Source organism: Streptococcus mitis (genome assembly GCA_001560895.1).
Taxonomy (GTDB): domain Bacteria; phylum Bacillota; class Bacilli; order Lactobacillales; family Streptococcaceae; genus Streptococcus; species Streptococcus mitis_Q.
In genome coordinates this window covers 581,229-599,387 of the sequence record CP014326.1, presented here as the reverse complement: position 1 = coordinate 599,387, position 18,159 = coordinate 581,229, and the positions used below count along the sequence as shown (strand labels likewise).

Here is an 18,159-nt window from a genome sequence, read left to right as displayed (position 1 = left end):
GCAAAAGTTTTTTTCTTGTGCTAGAATGAAAGTCGAAAAGGAGGAATTCTAAATGTTAACTTATGATTTAATCGTTATCGGATTTGGTAAAGCTGGTAAAACACTAGCTGGTAAATTGGCTTCAGCTGGCAAAAAAGTTGCCCTCGTTGAACGTAGCAAAGCTATGTACGGTGGAACTTGTATCAACATTGGTTGTATCCCAACTAAAACTTTGCTAGTTGCTGCTGAGAAAGACTTGTCTTTTGAAGAAGTGATTGCTACCAAAAACACTATCACTGGTCGCCTCAATGGTAAAAACTATGCTACTGTCGCAGGTACAGGCGTGGATATCTTTGATGCGGAAGCTCACTTCCTTTCAAATAAAGTCATCGAAATCCAAGCTGGTGATGAAAAGAAAGAACTGACCGCTGAAACAATCGTCATCAACACTGGTGCTGTTTCAAACGTCTTGCCAATTCCAGGACTTGCTACAAGCAAAAATGTCTTTGACTCAACAGGTATCCAAAACTTGGACAAATTGCCTGAAAAACTTGGTGTCCTTGGTGGCGGAAATATCGGTCTTGAATTTGCTGGTCTTTACAATAAACTTGGAAGCAAGGTTACAGTTCTAGATGCCTTGGATACTTTCCTACCTCGTGCAGAACCTTCCATCGCAGCTCTTGCTAAACAATACATGGAAGAAGACGGTATTGAATTACTTCAAAATATCCGCACTACTGAAATCAAAAACGATGGTGACCAAGTACTCCTTGTAACTGAAAACGAAACTTACCGTTTCGACGCCCTTCTCTACTCAACTGGACGCAAACCAAATGTAGAACCACTTCAACTTGAAAATACAGATATTGAACTAACTGAACGTGGTGCTATTAAAGTAGACAAACATTGTCAAACAAACGTTCCTGGTGTCTTTGCAGTTGGAGATGTCAACGGTGGCCTTCAATTTACTTACATTTCACTTGATGACTTCCGTGTTGTTTACAGCTACCTTGCTGGAGATGGTAGCTACACACTTGAAGACCGTCTCAATGTACCAAACACTATGTTCATCACACCTGCACTTTCACAAGTCGGTTTGACTGAAAGCCAAGCTGCTGATTTGAAACTTCCATACGCAGTGAAGGAAATCCCTGTTGCAGCAATGCCTCGCGGTCACGTAAATGGAGACCTTCGCGGAGCCTTCAAAGCTGTTGTCAATACTGAAACAAAAGAAATTCTTGGAGCAAGCATCTTCTCAGAAGGTTCTCAAGAAATCATCAACATCATCACTGTTGCTATGGACAACAAGATTCCTTACACTTACTTCACAAAACAAATCTTCACTCACCCAACCTTGGCTGAGAACTTGAATGACTTGTTTGCGATTTAAGTTAAGATTTAATCGTATCGAACAGCCCTCTCTGGGCTGTTTTTACTTCTGCGAAATCTCAAATCTGTCTTTTCCCTCTTTTATGATATAATAGAAACATGAAATTAAAAACTACTTTGGGCCTCCTAGCTGGGCGTTCTTCCCACTTCGTTTTAAGCCATCTTGGCCGTGGAAGTACGCTCCCAGGAAAACTTGCCCTTCAATTTGATAAAGATATTTTACAAAATCTAGCTAAGAACTACGAGATTGTCGTGGTCACTGGAACCAACGGAAAAACCTTGACAACTGCCCTCACTGTCGGCATTTTAAAAGAGGTTTATGGTCAAGTTCTGACCAACCCAAGCGGTGCCAACATGATCACAGGAATTGCGACAACCTTCTTAACAGCCAAATCTTCTAAAACTGGGAAAAATATTGCCGTCCTAGAAATCGATGAAGCCAGCCTATCTCGTATCTGTGACTATATCCAGCCAAGCCTTTTTGTCATCACGAATATCTTCCGTGACCAGATGGACCGCTATGGTGAGATTTATACAACTTACAAGATGATTTTGGATGCTATTCGTAAGGTGCCTACTGCCACTGTTCTCCTCAATGGAGACAGTCCACTTTTCTACAAGCCAGCTATTCCAAATCCTGTACAGTATTTTGGTTTTGACTTGGAGAAAGGCCCAGCCCAGCTAGCTCACTACAATACCGAAGGGATTCTCTGCCCTGACTGTCAAAGCATCCTCAAATACGAGCACAATACCTATGCAAACTTGGGTGCCTATATCTGTGAAGGCTGCGGATGTAAACGTCCTGATCTCGACTATGGCTTGACAGAATTGGTTGAGTTAACCAACAATCGCTCTCGCTTTGTCATTGACGGACAAGAATACGGTATTCAAATCGGTGGTCTCTATAATATCTACAACGCCCTAGCTGCGGTTGCCATCGCCCGTTTCCTTGGTGCAGATTCACAACTAATCAAGCAGGGATTCGACAAGAGCCGTGCTGTCTTTGGACGTCAAGAAATCTTCCATATCGGTAATAAAGAATGTACCCTTATCTTGATTAAAAATCCAGTCGGTGCAACTCAAGCTATCGAAATGATCAAACTAGCACCTTATCCATTTAGCCTTTCTGTCCTCCTTAATGCTAACTATGCAGACGGAATTGATACAAGCTGGATCTGGGATGCTGATTTTGAACAAATCACTGACATGGACATTCCTGAAATCAACGCTGGCGGTGTTCGTCATTCTGAAATTGCACGCCGTCTTCGAGTGACTGGCTATCCAGCTGACAAGATTACCGAAACAAGTAGTTTGGAACAAGTTCTTAAAACGATTGAAGCCCAAGATTGTAAGCATGCCTATATCCTTGCGACTTACACTGCTATGCTGGAATTCCGAGAATTACTAGCCAATCGTCAACTTGTTAGAAAGGAGATGAACTAATGGTTTATACTTCACTTTCCTCAAAAGACGGCAACTATCCTTACCAGCTAAATATCGCCCACCTCTATGGTAACCTCATGAACACATACGGAGATAATGGGAATATCCTCATGCTCAAGTATGTAGCTGAAAAGTTGAGTGCTCACGTAACAGTTGACATCGTTTCTCTCCACGATGATTTCGATGAAAATCACTACGACATCGCCTTTTTCGGCGGTGGTCAAGACTTTGAACAAAGCATCATTGCTGGTGATTTGCCTGCTAAAAAAGAAAGCATTGACAACTTCATCCAAAATAATGGTGTCGTCCTTGCTATCTGTGGAGGTTTCCAACTATTGGGTCAATACTATATCGAAGCTTCTGGAAGACGTATCGAAGGTCTAGGTGTCATGGGACACTACACTCTCAATCAAACTAACAACCGCTTTATCGGTGATATTAAAATTCATAACGAAGATTTCGATGAAACCTACTTTGGCTTTGAGAACCACCAAGGCCGTACCTTCCTCTCAGATGACCAAAAACCACTCGGTCAGGTCGTCTATGGAAATGGAAACAACGAAGAAAAGGTCGGCGAAGGGGTTCATTATAAGAATGTCTTTGGCTCCTACTTCCACGGACCTATCCTCTCTCGTAATGCTAATCTGGCCTATCGCCTAGTCACTACTGCTCTCAAGAAAAAGTACGGACAGGACATCCAACTCCCTGCCTATGAGGACATCCTCAGCCAAGAAATCGCTGAAGAATACAGCGACGTCAAAAGCAAGGCTGACTTTTCTTAAACCAAGGAAAACCATATCAAAGAACTCCGCTATCGTTTCGGAGTTCTTTTTGCCTGTTCTTTTACCCTTCTCCCTTGCATTTTCTTTCTTTTTTTGCCAAAATAGAGGGGTAGAAAGAAGGTAGCATATGTCTAAATTACAACAAATCGTAACATATCTTGAATCAGAAAAACTAGACGTCGCTGTCGTATCTGACCCCGTCACAATCAATTACCTCACTGGCTTTTACAGTGATCCCCATGAACGCCAAATGTTCCTTTTTGTCCTAGCGGGTCAGGAACCCCTCCTCTTTGTCCCAGCCCTTGAGGTTGAGCGTGCAAGCAGCACTGTTTCCTTCCCAGTTGTGGGCTATGTGGATTCTGAAAATCCATGGCAAAAAATGAAACATGCTCTTCCACAGCACGACTTCAAACGCGTTGCTGTTGAGTTTGACAATCTCATTTTGACAAAATACCATGGCTTGAAAACAGTCTTTGAAACTGCTGAATTTGAAAACCTCACTCCTCGTATCCAACGCATGCGCCTCATCAAATCAGCTGATGAAGTGCAAAAAATGATGGTTGCAGGTCTCTATGCGGACAAGGCTGTTCATGTTGGTTTTGACAATATTTCTCTTGATAAGACCGAGACAGATATTATCGCTCAAATCGACTTTGCCATGAAACGTGAAGGTTATGAAATGAGCTTTGATACTATGGTCTTGACTGGTGATAATGCTGCAAATCCACACGGCATCCCAGCAGCGAATAAGGTTGAAAATGATGCTCTTCTCCTCTTTGACCTTGGTGTTCTAGTAAACGGCTACGCGTCAGATATGACTCGTACAGTCGCTGTCGGTAAACCTGACCAATTCAAGAAAGATATTTACAACTTGACTCTTGAAGCCCAACAAGCTGCTCTTGAATTTATCAAACCAGGTGTGACTGCCCATGAAGTAGACCGCGCTGCCCGTGAGGTCATCGAAAAAGCTGGTTACGGCGAGTACTTCAACCACCGTCTCGGTCACGGTATCGGTATGGATGTCCACGAATTTCCATCTATCATGGAAGGAAACAACATGGTCATCGAAGAAGGCATGTGCTTCTCTGTTGAACCAGGTATCTATATCCCTGGTAAAGTCGGTGTCCGTATCGAAGACTGCGGTGTTGTTACCAAGGATGGCTTCGACCTCTTTACAAGCACCAGCAAAGACTTGCTTTATTTTGATTAATATTCTTCCAAAATCTTCCCACAACAAAAAAGCATAGTATCAAGTTTTTTCAACACCTGATACTATGCATTTTTCTTATTTTTAGGACTTTTGACTCAGCCTCTTTATACTCAAAGTGCAAACTAGGAAGCTAGCCGCAGGTTGCTCAAAACACTGTTTTGAGGTTGTAGATAAGACTGATGGAGTCAGTAACCATATCTACGGCAAGGTGAAGCTGACGTGGTTTGGAGAGATTTTCGAAGAGTGTTACTTAATCTTCTTAATACTTTGACTAAGGATAAATCCTACAATCATCCCTACAATATTTTGCATGAAATTTGGTAGGATTTCTGGTAGAGCTGCTGCCCAGCCATTCATTAAAGTAGAACCCAAGGCGTAGCCCCCTACCATAGCAATAGTTGCCAAAATAAGGCCTAGCCACTGAGTCTTGCCTTTAAATCCTGCGAAAAATCCTTGCAAGCCATGGTTGATCAAGCTAAAGAACATCCATTGAGGGTAGCCTGATAAGAGGTCAATCAAGAAACCTGCTAGTCCTCCGACTACAGCCCCTTCACGACTACCAAAGTAAAAGGCCGCAAAGAAGACACCCGCATCTAAAAGAGTTAAAATACCTGTCGGTGTTGGGATTTTCAAGAAATAACCTAGAACCACAGAAAGGGCGGTTAAGAGGGATACAAGGGCGATTTTAGTTGTTTTGGTTTGCTTCATATTGTCTTACTCCATATTGATCTGCTTGTGCAATGGCACGATAAACGAAAGCTTTTGAATTTTCTACTGCTGGTAAAAGTTCATCACCTTTAACCAAGTGACTGGCAATGCTTGAGGCAAAGGTACAACCTGCACCAGCATTTTGGCCTTGGATGACAGGATTTTCTAGGACTGTAAAGGTTTGTCCGTCATAAAAGACATCTACAGCCTTGTCCTGACTAAGGCGATTGCCTCCCTTAATAATGACTGCTGGCGATCCTAATTCATGCAATTTCTGCGCTGCAACTTTCATGTCTTCCAAGGTTTTGATTTCCTGACCAGCTAATAATTCTGCTTCAGGAAGATTAGGCGTAATCACACTGACATGAGGGAAAAAGCGAATCAACTCTTGGCAGAGTTCACTTACAGCTACATCGTGCGTTTCCTTGCAGACCAAGACAGGATCCAATACCACAGGCACACCTGGGCGCTGCTTGATAAAGTCTAATGCTTTCTCAGCCACACTGACAGTTGGTAGAAGACCGATTTTAATTCCCCCAAACTCCACATCTCTCAAACTATCTAATTCATGTTGAAAAATGGTATCGTCAGTTGAAAAGACTTCAAATCCTTTTTCTGTCAAGGCTGTCAAACAAGTCACTGCTACAAAGCCATGCAAGCCGTTCAAGGTATAGGTAGCCAAATCAGCTGACAAACCACCACCACTAAAAATATCATTCCCAGAAAGTGCTAAAATACGATTATTCTTCATAACGAATCTCCTTTAAATACAAACCATTTGGTGCTGCAGTGGGACCTGCAAGTTGCCTGTCCTTCTTCTCCAAGATCAGGTCAATCTGCTCCACTGGCATACGATTATTTCCGATTTTGAGCAGCGTCCCCACCATATTGCGAATCTGTTTATACAAGAAACCATTTCCTGAAAAGGTAAAGGTCAAAAATTGGCCTGTCTCATCGACTGTTAAACTAGCTTCTGTAATGGTGCGAACCTTGTCTTCTACACTAGTTCCAGAGGCTGTAAAACCGGTAAAATCATGGGTTCCCTCTAGCTTTTTGATTGCAATTTGCATGCGTTCCACATCGAGTGGATAGGGAAAGTGAGTCGCATAGTGACGGCGCATAGGATTCTTGGGACGCCCCCTATCCACGATAAACTCATAGGTCTTACTGTGCTTGGCATAACGGCAATGAAAATCATCTGCCACAAGCTCAATCGAAATCACATCAATATCTTCAGGAGACTGGGTGTCCAAAGCAAAACGGAGCTTCTCCTCATCCATCTGATAGGGCAGGTCAAAATGAATGACCTGTCCCAGGGCATGAACCCCACTATCTGTCCTACCAGCACCGTGAACAGTAATGGCTTGCCCCTTATTCAATCTAGTCAAGGTTTTTTCAATTTCCTCCTGAACGCTACGCGCATGAGGCTGGCGCTGAAAGCCAGCAAAGGCATAACCATCATAGGAAATAGTTGCTTTATATCTAGTCATAACTTCTATTTTACCAAGAAAATAATCCAGTAACAAGCTAGAAAATTCAAAACTGTCCGGGTACAATGTTTCCAAAAAGAAAAACTTAGGAAACCAATCCTAAGCTCTCTTTTGAAGTAGGTACATGACAAAGATAGAGGTTACAATCAACCAACATCCTAAGATACTAAATACCAACATCCCATTTTGTGTTAGCAAGCCAATTGCACTTAGAACGAATGGTGTCGTAAAGGCTCCGAAACTACAGCCTAATACAGCAAATGAAGTTGCTTGATTGAGGAGTTTAGCTGGAATTCTTTCAGAGACAAGTTGAAAAACTGTCGTCAAGGCTACACTGTAGGCAAAACCAGCAAGAATGCTTCCTACCACTACCACCCACAAGGATGGAGAGAGGGCAATCACGATTTGCCCTAAGCCGAAGGTAATACCAGACCAGAGGAGCAGTTTCTCTTTAAAGATAGAAATCAAGAAAGAGAAACTCACACCAGCCACAATCCCGATCAACTGCATGACACTAAGGACAAAACTAGATAACTGGGCATCTCCAAGTCCTCTTTCCACCATCAAACTTGGAATACGGATGGTAATAGCTGTATTAGTACAAACTACCACTGCTGCTTCAATAGCTAGGATAAAAATCAAGCCTTTCATTTCCCGAGTTAAGCGACTTGCTTCCTTCTCTTTTTTCTTGACTTCTTTCTTTTCCTTTCCATAAGGGACAAAGAGCAGATAAAGGGTCAGCACCAAAAATCCAGCACTATAGGCTAAGAAAGTAGCTGTCCAACCAAAGCCCAACAACTGACCGACGGCCAAGGTAATGAGAGAAGCTCCAACAACCTCTGCAGAACCACGTAGCCCTAGCATCTGAATTCGCGTTTTTCCTTGATAACGTTCACTGATAATGGAAATGGCCTTGGCATTGATCATCCCAACACCTAAACCAAAAAGAATCCGTGTTCCAAAAACAAAGGGGTAGACTTGATACCAGAAGGGAGCCGTCCCGCTGAGTGATAAAATCAGCAAGCCCAAACTAATCTGTAAGCGCTCAGGGAATATTTTTTCTAAGAAACCATTTAGTAGTAACATGATCATGATCCCAAAGGAAGGCAAGCTCGCCAAGAGCTCAATTTGTTCCTTAGGATAACCCTGATAATAGTCAAACATGGCTGGTAGGGCACTTGAAATCGAAAAGGACGTAATCAAAACGAGGGAGAGAGCCAAAATACTGGCCCGTTCTAAAAATTGTTTCATAAAATCTCTTTCTATATTTCTCTTAATCTTCTTTTTTAGATAGTTTTCAAGCAAGAAAAGAAGAAGTCTCATTGGTTCGTAGACTCCTTCTTAAACTCGAAAATGAATCCCTTGTGTCTTAGGATGACTTTCTCTTGATTTGCTTAATAAAGTAGAAGATAAATCCTGCCACCATATAGGCAACAAAGATAATCAGACACCACTTAAACACAACATCCCAACCCTTGTTCACATTCAAAAAGAAGTAAGGGAAAGGACTGACCTTAGAATTAGGAATATCTAGTTTCAGTACCAAGCCATTAAAAAGAGCAAAAATCATATACAGCAAGGGTAAAATCGTCCACACAACTGGATCCCAGATTTTGTATTGACCCTGTTTGTCAAAAAAGAGGGTATCTGCTAAAAACCAGAGGGGAACGATATAGTGGCAAAGGAAATTTTCCAGAGTATAGAAATTAGTCGCAATGGGCGCTAAAAGGAAATGGTAAATCACACAGGTAATCATGATACTCATGGTGACCCCACCTTTTAAGCGCAGGAGACTTGGCCTTTGCCAATTTTCACCTAAACGGCTCATAACCTTTAGAAGATAGAGCGTAAAAATCGCTACTAAAAGATTTGACAGAACCGTATAATAGAGAAGCATCCCAAATCCACCATGCTTGGCGATTTCAAGATAAACTCCCGTAAAAGCCGCTAGAAACAAGAAGATACGGCTATAAAATACTATTTTATAGTGCTTTGACATGCTTAAATTTTCTTCACAAACTCTGATTTAAGTTTCATAGCGCCAAAGCCATCGATTTTACAGTCGATATTGTGGTCGCCTTCTACGATGCGGATATTTTTCACGCGCGTCCCTTGTTTCAAATCTTTTGGCGCACCTTTTACTTTCAAGTCCTTGATGAGAGTTACTGTATCACCGTCAGCCAATTTATTTCCGTTGGCATCGATAGCGACAAGACCTTCTTCTACTTCTGCAACTTCAGCAGGATTCCACTCATGAGCACACTCTGGGCAAACCAGTAGGGCACCGTCTTCGTAGACATACTCTGAGTTACATTGTGGGCAATTTGGTAGGTTGTTCATGGTTTCTCCTTATAATCATTCACTATTCTTTGAAAATCAAAATTTCTCGAACAGCAACTATTATACCTTAAAATTAGTATTTTGACAAATTTAGAAAAAAACCGATATCAATCTATCGGCTTTTCAACATTTACATTCTTTTTTCAGCTTCTGCTTTGATTTTTTCAACTACTTCTTGAATGTTTAAACCAGTTGTATCAAGGTAAACTGCGTCCTCTGCTTGTTTGAGAGGTGAAGTCTCACGATGACTATCCTTGTAGTCACGCGCAGCAATTTCCTCTTTTAGGGTTTCAAGGTCTGTCTCAATTCCCTTAGAGATATTTTCCTTATAACGGCGCTCTGCTCTTTCATCAACAGAAGCTACTAGGAAAATTTTCAATTCTGCTTGTGGCAATACAACCGTGCCAATATCGCGACCGTCCATAACAATCCCACCTTGCTGGGCGATTTCTTGTTGGAGAGAAACTAGTTTCTCACGAATTTCAGGAATTGCCGCAATAGCAGAGACATGATTTGTCACTTCATTTTCACGGATAGGATGAGTAATATCCACATCTCCTACAAAGACAAGCTGTTCTCCAGTTTCTGAACGCCCAAAGCTGATTGGATGCTGGTCCAATAAGTCTAAGAGTTCTTCAACTTGTTCAACTCCTAATTGGTTCCTGAGAGCCATATAAGTCGCGGCACGATACATAGCACCTGTATCAAGGTAGGTATAACCAAAATCCTTAGCAATAATCTTTGCGACTGTACTCTTACCACTTGAAGCAGGACCGTCAATAGCAATTTGAATTGTTTTCATATCGGCTCCTATTTTATTTTTATAACATCACCTGGATTAGCAAACCAAGAGCCTGTAGCCATATGACTAGGATTTAAGGCTTCCAACTGAGCAATCGAGATACCTGCACGAGCTGCAATGGCTGCTTCCCCTTCTCCTGCTAACACTTTTGTCGTTCCTTCTGGATCAGTTGGATGTTCTGAACTACTAGATGACTCTTCTACCTTTTCCTCTGAACTAGAAGATGCCTGCTCTGAACTACTAGAAGATGAAATCTGTACTACATTTGCATCAGAATCATGAAAATCTTTCAAGGCTGCTGTGCGATTACTCCCACCCGATGAAAGATAGATCAGAACAATAATCATCACAACTACAATCACAAAGAAAATACTTGCTAAAATAGTTAAGATACGATTAGCAATGACTCCTCCACCTTGTTCTCGATTATGACGTTGTGTTCTTGTTTCCTCTTGATTTTCATAAATATCTTCTTGCCACGGTTCTTTTGCCATACCTTACTCCTTGTTTTTTTTCTACTTTCTTATTACAATATAAATATGAAAATCACACTTATACCTGAACGTTGCATTGCCTGTGGGCTTTGCCAAACTTATTCTGATTTATTTGATTACCACGATAATGGAATCGTGCGTTTTTACGATGATCCTGATCAACTGGAAAAAGAAATTTCTCCTAGTCAAGACGTCTTAGAGGCTATTAAAAACTGCCCAACTCGCGCCCTAATTGGAAACCAAGAATCCTAAATCAATGGCGGTAATCCACTCCTTCTAGTTTAGCATATTTCCATGTAAAATTATAGTCTTTTCTCTCTATTTTTTTCGGTTAAAATAGGAAGATCACTTTTTTCTTTGATAAGATAAAGTGGTCTTTTTTTAGTCTCTAGATAAATCTTACTGATGTACTTGCCTAGAATTCCAATGGTCAAAAGTTGAATGCCTCCAAGAAAGAGAATGACAGCCATCAGAGAGGTCCAACCCGATGTCGGATTGCCCAAAATAAGGGTCCGAACCACAACAAAAAAGGTCATGAGGAGAGAAATAAAACAAGATAGAAGACCTGCTACAAAGGCTATAATCAAAGGAAAATCTGAAAAATTAACAATCCCTTCCATGGAGTAGAAAAAGAGCTGCCTAAAACTCCAACTTGTCTTGCCAGCCTGCCTTTCGACATTTGGATAGTCCAGATAGTAGGTTTTAAAGCCGACCCAGGCAAATAGTCCCTTTGAAAAACGATTGGACTCAGTCAAGCTTAAAATGGCATCGACCACAGACCTTCTCATCATCCGAAAATCACGAACACCTGACGGCAGGGCTACTGGACTGATTTTTTTCATAAGGCGGTAAAAGAGATCAGCGCAGAAACTGCGAAAGAAGGGTTCTCCCTCCCGACTGGTTCTGCGTGTCCCTAGACAGTCCAAGTCTGCATTCTGATCCAGTAAAGCTTTCATCTCAAGTAGCATACTAGGAGGATCTTGGAGGTCTGCATCCATCACCACCACCAGATCTCCTGTCGCATACTGCAAACCTGCATACAGAGCTGCTTCTTTGCCAAAATTTCGAGAGAAGGAAAGATAATGCACTGCCGGATTTTGCTCCCGATAGGCCTTTAAGAGTTCCAAGGTTCCATCACTTGATCCATCATCGACAAAGATATACTCGATTTCTGCTCCCAAGTCAGGAATCAAATCTTCCAAAGCCTGATAAAAAAGAGGAAGTACTTCCTCTTCGTTTAAACAGGGGACAATGATTGAAATCACCATCTTAGTCTTCAAATCCATTTGGATGCTTGCTTTGCCAACGCCATGCGTCTTCACACATTTGAGTAATGTCAAGTTCTGCTTCCCAACCAAGTTCTGCTTTGGCTTTTGCTGGGTCTGAGTAGCAGGCTGCAATATCACCTGGACGACGTTCTACAATGCGGTAAGGAATCGGACGCCCCACTGCTTTTTCCATATTTTGGATAATTTCAAGAACAGAGTAACCTTTACCTGTTCCAAGGTTGTAAACGTTTAGACCTGAACCTTTTTGAATTTTTTTCAGAGCTGCAACATGACCCTTAGCCAAATCGACAACGTGGATATAGTCACGAACACCAGTTCCGTCTTCCGTATCGTAATCGTCTCCAAATACTTGCACTTGCTCTAATTTCCCAACGGCTACTTGAGTCACATATGGCAAGAGGTTGTTTGGAATACCGTTTGGATTTTCTCCTAGGTCTCCACTTTCATGAGCTCCGATTGGGTTGAAATAACGAAGCAAGACCACATTCCATTCTGAGTCTGCCTTGTAGATATCGGTCAAAATTTCCTCTAGCATAAGTTTGGTACGACCGTATGGATTAGTCACTGAAAGTGGGAAATCTTCCAAGATTGGCACTGTATGAGGATCTCCGTAAACTGTCGCAGAAGAACTGAAAATGATATTTTTACAGTTGTTTTCCTCCATAGCTTTTAAAAGACTGACAGTTCCTGCGATATTGTTGTCATAGTAGGCAAGAGGGATACGTGTTGATTCGCCAACAGCCTTCAAACCAGCAAAGTGAATGACACCTGTTGGTTCTTCTTGCTTGAAAATATCTCTGAGGATATCTGTGTCACGAATATCTGCCTCATAGAAAGGTACTTCAACTCCTGTAATTCTCTCAACAACTTCTAAACTTTTGCGATTGCTGTTGACAAGGTTATCCACCACAACAACCTGATGACCTGCTTGGATTAACTCAATAACTGTGTGGGTTCCGATAAAACCAGCTCCACCTGTTACTAAAATCTTTTCTTGCATCTTCTTTCCTCGATTCTCGGATTATTTTTTCTTATTTTACCATTTTTGATAGGGAATGTCATTTTCCATCCTAGAAGGGAAGCTAAAATTTCAGTAAAATTTTATTCGTTTTTTAGTCGTTTGATATAGTTTTCAATTGGGTAGTTTACTGGATACAAGGTCAACTCCTTGTCTTGGATAAGTTGGGCTAGATGGTAACCAATGATAGGACCAGTTGTGAGGCCTGATGAACCTAGTCCACTAGCAGCATAGACACCTGCCAATTCTGGCACCTGCCCAAAGAAAGGAGAGAAATCACTGGTGTAGGCACGGATTCCCACACGCTCAGCTCTGGAAGTCGCTTCTACCAAGCCTAGATAGTGAGGTAAGGCCGCATCCTCCATTTGCTGGAGCAAGGCTTCATCCACCGTCAAATCAAATCCCATATCATTTTCATGGGTAGCGCCTAAGGATAATTTCCCACCTGCAAAAGGAATCAAATCCCACTCCCCTTCTGGCATAACAACAGGATAGGATTCCATGTCTTGGGCAAGTTGATAGTCTCGGAGTTGTCCTTTTTGAGGACGAACATCCACTTCATATCCTAAGGGTTCTAATATGTGTCCCAACCAAGCTCCCGTCGCTAAAATAACCTGATCAAACACCTCTGTGCCAATCTGATGTCCTGATGCTAAAGGTGTCAGACTCACTTTTTCTTTGACCAGCTTGACCTGACTAGCTTCTAGCAAACGAGTCACTAAGAGTTGGCCATCCACTCTCGCTCCACCAGAAGCATAGAGCAAGCTGTCAAATCCCTGCAAATCAGGGAATAATTCATTAGCTGAGGCTTGATCCAAAATAGCTAACTGACCTATCGAGGGAGATTCTTCCCTGCGCTGGAGGGCTAGTTGATAGAGTTCTTCCAACTTAGATTCATCCCTTTTCAGGAGAAAGACTCCCGAGCGCTGGTAAAAGTCGATTTTCTGACCAGACTTTTCTAAATCAGCTAACAAATCCACATAAAAGTCAGCCCCCAAGCGTGCCATCTTGTACCAAGCTTTATTGCGACGTTTGGAAAACCAAGGACTGATAATTCCCGCTGCTGCCTTGGTAGCCTGACCTTTTCCATGGTCAAAAACGGTCACCTCAAGGTCACTTTCTTTCGAGAGATAGTATGCAGCTGTTGCTCCCACAATCCCTGCTCCTATAATAGCAACTTTCTTCATTGTCTTCACCTTCTAACTAGATATGGTGGAAAGGATTGGTCGATGCTTGACTAGGCAAAATATCAATAGACCAGCCCTTCTCTGCCTTCCATTGAGTAAGGAGTGCTGCGATTTTTTCCACAAAAAGCACTTCGATATAGTGGCCTGGATCCAGTGCCAGCAAGCCATCAGACAGCATATCTTGGGCAGTGTGATAGTAGATATCGCCAGTAATATAGACATCTGCTCCCTTAGCCAAAGCCTCCTTATAGAATGACTGCCCGCTTCCACCACAGATGGCCACTCTTGAAATAGGCTTCTGCAAATCACTCTCTTGATAATGCACCATTCGAAGACTATCTAAATCAAATATTTGCTTGACATTCTGGGCCAATTCCCCAAATGTCTGAGTCTGAACATTCCCAATACGCCCAATTCCACGTTCAGAACCTGTCTCCTGAAGATAAGTCGTCTCCTCGATTCCTAGCATCTGGCAGAACCAGTCATTGAGACCATTTTCAACGATATCAATATTGGTATGGCTGACATAAACTGCGATATCATGCTTGATGAGATCAATGTAAATCTGATTTTGTGGACGGCTGGCTACCAAATCCTTGATGGGACGGAAAATCGGCGCATGCTTGACGATAATCAAATTCACACCCTTTTCAATAGCTTCAGTCACCGTTTCTTCACGAATATCGAGAGTCACCATGACACTTTGGATATCCTTGTCCAAAGTGCCAATTTGCAGACCACGACTGTCTCCCTCTATGGAAAATTCCTGAGGGCAAAAGGCTTCATATGCGTTAATTACTTCACTTGCTAACATGGAGCACCTCCTTGATGGCTTGAATTTTATCTACTAGAACTTGACGTTCTTCCAAATTTTTTTCAGGGATTTGTCCGAGGGCAAACTCTAGCTTAACAGCTTCTTTTTGCCACTTTTGGACAAAGACTGGACTGACTTCTTTAGACAAGAAAGGTCCAAAGCGAACATCACTAGATGATAACTTCATTTGTCCTGCTTCCACCACCAAAATCTCGTAAAACTTACCAGCTTCTTCTAGAATGCTTTCTGCCACAATCTGAAAACCATTGTCTTGCAACCAAATGCGCAAGTCATCTTCACGATTATTAGGTTGGAGGATTAACCGCTCTACATTGGCTAACTTGTCCAAGCCTTCTTCTAAAATCCTAGCAATCAAACGGCCGCCCATACCTGCAATGGTGATGACTGACACCTGGTCTGCCTCTTCAAAAGCTGCCAAGCCATTGGCTAAACGAACCTGGATTTTCTCCTTTAGGCCGTGAGCCTCAACATTTTTGACCGCAGACTGATAGGGGCCTTCCACCACCTCACCCGCAATGGCACTTTTGATTTGGCCTCTTTCGACCAACTCGATAGGCAGATAAGCATGGTCACTTCCCACATCTAGCAAAATGGCTCCCTGTGGCACAAAGGAAGCCACTAATTCTAATCTCTTTGAAATCATTCTCTCTCACTTTCCAAAACTCTATTAGCCTTATTATACCACATTTCGTCTGGCAATCTTGTACCTAAAAAGACCACAATCCACAGATTGCAGTCTGTCTTTATTTTCTAGCTTGATAGCGACTAGTCAGGATGAAAATCACGGTAAAGACCAACATCATGACACCATAAACAGGTAATGTTTGTCCTGTTAAGGTTGAAATTTCAAGCAGTTTTTGAATTCTTGGGAAGAGAGCTGTGGCTAGGAAGCCTCCTACTGACCAAACAATCAAGAGGACACGCCATAGGGTAAATGGCATGCAGGCTCTAAATACGGATAAGAAACCAATTGACCCCAAGAGATAATAGAGTAGAGTTGAGATTTCTAACTCAGACCAACCTTGGCTACTTCCAAATATTTTCACAAAAAGAACGCTGAACACAACCATGAGAGCACTTGGTAGAGCACGAAGCATGGATCTTCTGAGGAAATTTGGCTCAACAGATTTGATATTTCGCTCAAAAGTCAGAACGAATGGTGGGAAACCTTCCACGAACTGATCAATCATGGTAATCTGGATTGGAATGAAAGGGAAAATCAAGATCCACTCAGACCGACCTAGTAAAGCACTGGCGATACAGATAACTGCGAGCAAGAAAGAATAGATGGTCTTTATCAAGAAAATCGGGGCGATATGGGCAATGTTATTGACCACGCGACGACCTTCAAAGAGAATCTCAGGAACATCATTAAAGTCTGAGTTCAAGAGAACCAGATTGGCAATCTGACGTGTCGCAGGATCTCCCTCGGCCATCACGATAGAACAATCCGCCTCACGAAGGGCCAGGATATCATTGACCCCGTCCCCTGTCATAGCTGTTGTATGACCCGCTTTTTTCAGCGTTTGGATGATGAGTTTCTTTTGATGAGGGGAAACACGTCCGAAAATAGCTGTCTCCTCAGCCATAGCAATCAATTCCTCATCCGTTATTTTTGAACAATCTACATAGCTGTCATAGTCCGCAAAACCAGCCTTCTGGGCAATGCTGGATACAGTGACTGGATTATCACCAGAGATAATCTTCAGTCCTACTTCCTGAGAACGGAGATAGTCCAGCGTCTCTGCTGCTCCTTCTCGAATAGGATCCAAAATTTCCAGCAAGGCTAGAGCATGAATATCAGATGGTTTCTGTGGCTTGTGATGGTCTAGTTTTTCCTGACTGAGAGCCAAGACCAAGACACGTGACCCTCTCTCCAAGGCCTCTCTGGCTTCTGGGACCTCAGAATCCAGCAACATCTCAGGTGCACCTAAGAAAACTGTTCCCAAGCCTTCTAACTCCATAGCTCCCCACTTGCGGTCGCTGGAGAAGGGAAGATTGAAAATCATAGGATAGACTACCTGACCTTGGAAACGTTGGCGAATAGCTTGGGCAGTTGGATTCTTATCCTCACTATGGGCTATGTAGCTGGTCAGGATGCTGGCAATAGTCTCTTCACCATAAGTTGCCGTCAGTGGAAGAACAGCCTCCACCTGCATCTTTCCTTGGGTGATGGTGCCCGTCTTGTCCAAACAGAGCATATCCACGCGCGCCAAGGTCTCAACAGAATACATCTCCTGCACCAAGACCTTTTTCAAGCCCAACTTAATCACCGCTGTCAAGAGCGAAGTGATGGTCAAAAGGGCGATTCCCTTGGGTAACATTCCCAGTAGGGCTGTCGATGAATTTACAACGGATGACTTGAGAGGCAGTCCTTTTAAAAGCAAGGCTTCTAGCAAGAGAGCCAGACCAAAAGGAATGATAATCTTTCCAGTAAAACCTGCTAACTTGTCCAGCGATTTCATGATACGAGAGTTGATTGGTTTAACAGTCTTGGCTTCCAGCATGAGTTTGGCAGCATAGTTGTCTGCACCGACATGGTGAACTTGAGCTAAAACTGACCCACTGGCTAGGAAACTTCCAGACAGAAGCAAGGCGTCAACTTCCTTTTGCACCAAATCACTTTCCCCCGTTAACATGGCTTCATTGACTTCCGAAAAGCCTTCCAAAACCAAGGCATCACTGGGAATCTGCTCTCCAGCAGACAGACGAATGACATCTCCTAGCACCAATTCTTCAGGATTCAGAGCCACTTCTTGGCCATCCCGAATAGTCTTGACTTTTTCCTTGGTCATAAGATTGAGCTTGTCCACCATGTGTTTGGCCCGTAGCTCGGTCACAATTCCAGAAAAAGCGTTAAAGCAGATAACAGCAAAGAAGACCAAATTGCTCCAAGCCTGCACAAAGGCTAGGGCCAAAGCAATGGCAAAGTTCAAAGCGTTAAAAAGGGTAAAGACATTTCGTTTGATGATTTGCCAAGTGCTGGTACTGGCCGATGCGGTAAAATCATTGACCAAACCCTTAGCCTGTCTTTCCTTGACTTCTCTTTGGGTTAATCCCATAATCTTATTTTTATCCATAAATTCTATCATATCATTTTTTCTAAAAGAATTCTAATTTCATCCTAAATATGTACCTGGTCAAGGGAAAAGTTTGCCAGCCCTCCTTTGATAAGGTATAATAATAACAAGAA

18 protein-coding genes are annotated in these 18,159 nt (G+C 42.5%); 4 read left to right on the top strand and 14 right to left on the bottom strand.

The window, feature by feature from the left end; genetic code table 11:
• Window positions 1-52 precede the first annotated feature (52 nt).
• The 4 genes from AXK38_03205 to AXK38_03190 all read left to right on the top strand — a co-directional run bounded on the left by AXK38_03205 (window position 53) and on the right by AXK38_03190 (window position 4,803).
• Entirely contained in the window at window positions 53-1,369 is a 1,317-nt protein-coding gene (locus AXK38_03205) for a pyridine nucleotide-disulfide oxidoreductase (GenBank protein AMH88318.1), read from the top strand.
• 98 nt (window positions 1,370-1,467) lie between these two features.
• Complete coding sequence (locus AXK38_03200) at window positions 1,468-2,811, top strand: UDP-N-acetylmuramyl peptide synthase (protein ID AMH88317.1); 1,344 nt, start codon at window positions 1,468-1,470, stop codon at window positions 2,809-2,811.
• Window positions 2,811-3,593: a glutamine amidotransferase gene (locus AXK38_03195; protein AMH88316.1), complete on the top strand. Its 783-nt coding sequence runs from the start codon at window positions 2,811-2,813 to the stop codon at window positions 3,591-3,593. Before AXK38_03200 ends, AXK38_03195 begins: the two co-directional genes overlap by 1 nt.
• Window positions 3,594-3,720: 127 nt before the next feature.
• A complete protein-coding gene (locus tag AXK38_03190; GenBank protein AMH88315.1) occupies window positions 3,721-4,803 on the top strand; it encodes a dipeptidase in 1,083 nt (360 codons plus the stop codon).
• Between the two features lie 246 nt (window positions 4,804-5,049).
• Here AXK38_03190 and AXK38_03185 read toward each other — a convergent pair whose 3' ends face one another.
• The 14 genes from AXK38_03185 to AXK38_03120 form a co-directional block, all read right to left on the bottom strand.
• Window positions 5,050-5,511: a hypothetical protein gene (locus AXK38_03185; protein AMH88314.1), complete on the bottom strand. Its 462-nt coding sequence runs from the start codon at window positions 5,509-5,511 to the stop codon at window positions 5,050-5,052.
• Window positions 5,489-6,262 (bottom strand): hydroxymethylpyrimidine/phosphomethylpyrimidine kinase, encoded by a 774-nt coding sequence (locus tag AXK38_03180; protein AMH88313.1) that lies wholly within the window; start codon window positions 6,260-6,262, stop codon window positions 5,489-5,491. Before AXK38_03180 ends, AXK38_03185 begins: the two co-directional genes overlap by 23 nt.
• Complete coding sequence (locus tag AXK38_03175) at window positions 6,252-7,001, bottom strand: pseudouridine synthase (GenBank protein ID AMH89616.1); 750 nt, start codon at window positions 6,999-7,001, stop codon at window positions 6,252-6,254. Before AXK38_03175 ends, AXK38_03180 begins: the two co-directional genes overlap by 11 nt.
• A 99-nt stretch (window positions 7,002-7,100) precedes the next feature.
• The gene (locus AXK38_03170) at window positions 7,101-8,252 is read right to left on the bottom strand and encodes an MFS transporter (protein AMH89615.1); all 1,152 of its coding nucleotides are present in this window, start codon (window positions 8,250-8,252) and stop codon (window positions 7,101-7,103) included.
• A gap of 118 nt (window positions 8,253-8,370) precedes the next feature.
• Window positions 8,371-9,000, bottom strand: a complete 630-nt coding sequence (locus AXK38_03165) for a hypothetical protein (GenBank protein AMH88312.1) — start codon at window positions 8,998-9,000, stop codon at window positions 8,371-8,373.
• A gap of 2 nt (window positions 9,001-9,002) precedes the next feature.
• Window positions 9,003-9,341, bottom strand: coding sequence for a protein PhnA (locus tag AXK38_03160; GenBank protein AMH88311.1), 339 nt, complete (start codon window positions 9,339-9,341; stop codon window positions 9,003-9,005).
• Window positions 9,342-9,471: 130 nt separating this feature from the next.
• On the bottom strand, window positions 9,472-10,143 hold the full coding sequence (locus tag AXK38_03155; GenBank protein AMH88310.1) for a cytidylate kinase: 672 nt from the start codon (window positions 10,141-10,143) through the stop codon (window positions 9,472-9,474).
• A gap of 8 nt (window positions 10,144-10,151) precedes the next feature.
• Window positions 10,152-10,637 (bottom strand): 30S ribosomal protein S15, encoded by a 486-nt coding sequence (locus AXK38_03150; GenBank protein AMH88309.1) that lies wholly within the window; start codon window positions 10,635-10,637, stop codon window positions 10,152-10,154.
• Window positions 10,638-10,939: 302 nt separating this feature from the next.
• A complete protein-coding gene (locus AXK38_03145) occupies window positions 10,940-11,905 on the bottom strand; it encodes a bactoprenol glucosyl transferase (GenBank protein ID AMH89614.1) in 966 nt (321 codons plus the stop codon).
• Between the two features lies 1 nt (window position 11,906).
• Window positions 11,907-12,926, bottom strand: a complete 1,020-nt coding sequence (locus AXK38_03140; protein ID AMH88308.1) for a UDP-glucose 4-epimerase — start codon at window positions 12,924-12,926, stop codon at window positions 11,907-11,909.
• A 101-nt stretch (window positions 12,927-13,027) separates the two neighbouring features.
• Window positions 13,028-14,131: an FAD-dependent oxidoreductase gene (locus AXK38_03135; protein ID AMH88307.1), complete on the bottom strand. Its 1,104-nt coding sequence runs from the start codon at window positions 14,129-14,131 to the stop codon at window positions 13,028-13,030.
• A gap of 16 nt (window positions 14,132-14,147) precedes the next feature.
• A complete protein-coding gene (locus AXK38_03130; protein AMH88306.1) occupies window positions 14,148-14,945 on the bottom strand; it encodes a Nif3-like dinuclear metal center hexameric protein in 798 nt (265 codons plus the stop codon).
• Complete coding sequence (locus tag AXK38_03125; GenBank protein AMH88305.1) at window positions 14,932-15,609, bottom strand: SAM-dependent methyltransferase; 678 nt, start codon at window positions 15,607-15,609, stop codon at window positions 14,932-14,934. The genes AXK38_03130 and AXK38_03125 overlap by 14 nt, the downstream gene beginning before the upstream one ends.
• Window positions 15,610-15,709: 100 nt before the next feature.
• Window positions 15,710-18,046, bottom strand: a complete 2,337-nt coding sequence (locus tag AXK38_03120; protein ID AMH89613.1) for an ATPase — start codon at window positions 18,044-18,046, stop codon at window positions 15,710-15,712.
• Window positions 18,047-18,159: the final 113 nt, after the last annotated feature.

Bases quoted from the DNA above. Each gene is read 5' to 3' on its own strand.
- AXK38_03205 (AMH88318.1), top strand. From the start codon at position 53: ATGTTAACTTATGATTTAATCGTTATCGGATTTGGTAAAGCTGGTAAA.
- AXK38_03200 (AMH88317.1), top strand. From the start codon at position 1,468: ATGAAATTAAAAACTACTTTGGGCCTCCTAGCTGGGCGTTCTTCCCAC.
- AXK38_03195 (AMH88316.1), top strand. From the start codon at position 2,811: ATGGTTTATACTTCACTTTCCTCAAAAGACGGCAACTATCCTTACCAG.
- AXK38_03190 (AMH88315.1), top strand. From the start codon at position 3,721: ATGTCTAAATTACAACAAATCGTAACATATCTTGAATCAGAAAAACTA.
- AXK38_03185 (AMH88314.1), bottom strand. From the start codon at position 5,511: ATGAAGCAAACCAAAACAACTAAAATCGCCCTTGTATCCCTCTTAACC.
- AXK38_03180 (AMH88313.1), bottom strand. From the start codon at position 6,262: ATGAAGAATAATCGTATTTTAGCACTTTCTGGGAATGATATTTTTAGT.
- AXK38_03175 (AMH89616.1), bottom strand. From the start codon at position 7,001: ATGACTAGATATAAAGCAACTATTTCCTATGATGGTTATGCCTTTGCT.
- AXK38_03170 (AMH89615.1), bottom strand. From the start codon at position 8,252: ATGAAACAATTTTTAGAACGGGCCAGTATTTTGGCTCTCTCCCTCGTT.
- AXK38_03165 (AMH88312.1), bottom strand. From the start codon at position 9,000: ATGTCAAAGCACTATAAAATAGTATTTTATAGCCGTATCTTCTTGTTT.
- AXK38_03160 (AMH88311.1), bottom strand. From the start codon at position 9,341: ATGAACAACCTACCAAATTGCCCACAATGTAACTCAGAGTATGTCTAC.
- AXK38_03155 (AMH88310.1), bottom strand. From the start codon at position 10,143: ATGAAAACAATTCAAATTGCTATTGACGGTCCTGCTTCAAGTGGTAAG.
- AXK38_03150 (AMH88309.1), bottom strand. From the start codon at position 10,637: ATGGCAAAAGAACCGTGGCAAGAAGATATTTATGAAAATCAAGAGGAA.
- AXK38_03145 (AMH89614.1), bottom strand. From the start codon at position 11,905: ATGGTGATTTCAATCATTGTCCCCTGTTTAAACGAAGAGGAAGTACTT.
- AXK38_03140 (AMH88308.1), bottom strand. From the start codon at position 12,926: ATGCAAGAAAAGATTTTAGTAACAGGTGGAGCTGGTTTTATCGGAACC.
- AXK38_03135 (AMH88307.1), bottom strand. From the start codon at position 14,131: ATGAAGAAAGTTGCTATTATAGGAGCAGGGATTGTGGGAGCAACAGCT.
- AXK38_03130 (AMH88306.1), bottom strand. From the start codon at position 14,945: ATGTTAGCAAGTGAAGTAATTAACGCATATGAAGCCTTTTGCCCTCAG.
- AXK38_03125 (AMH88305.1), bottom strand. From the start codon at position 15,609: ATGATTTCAAAGAGATTAGAATTAGTGGCTTCCTTTGTGCCACAGGGA.
- AXK38_03120 (AMH89613.1), bottom strand. From the start codon at position 18,046: ATGGATAAAAATAAGATTATGGGATTAACCCAAAGAGAAGTCAAGGAA.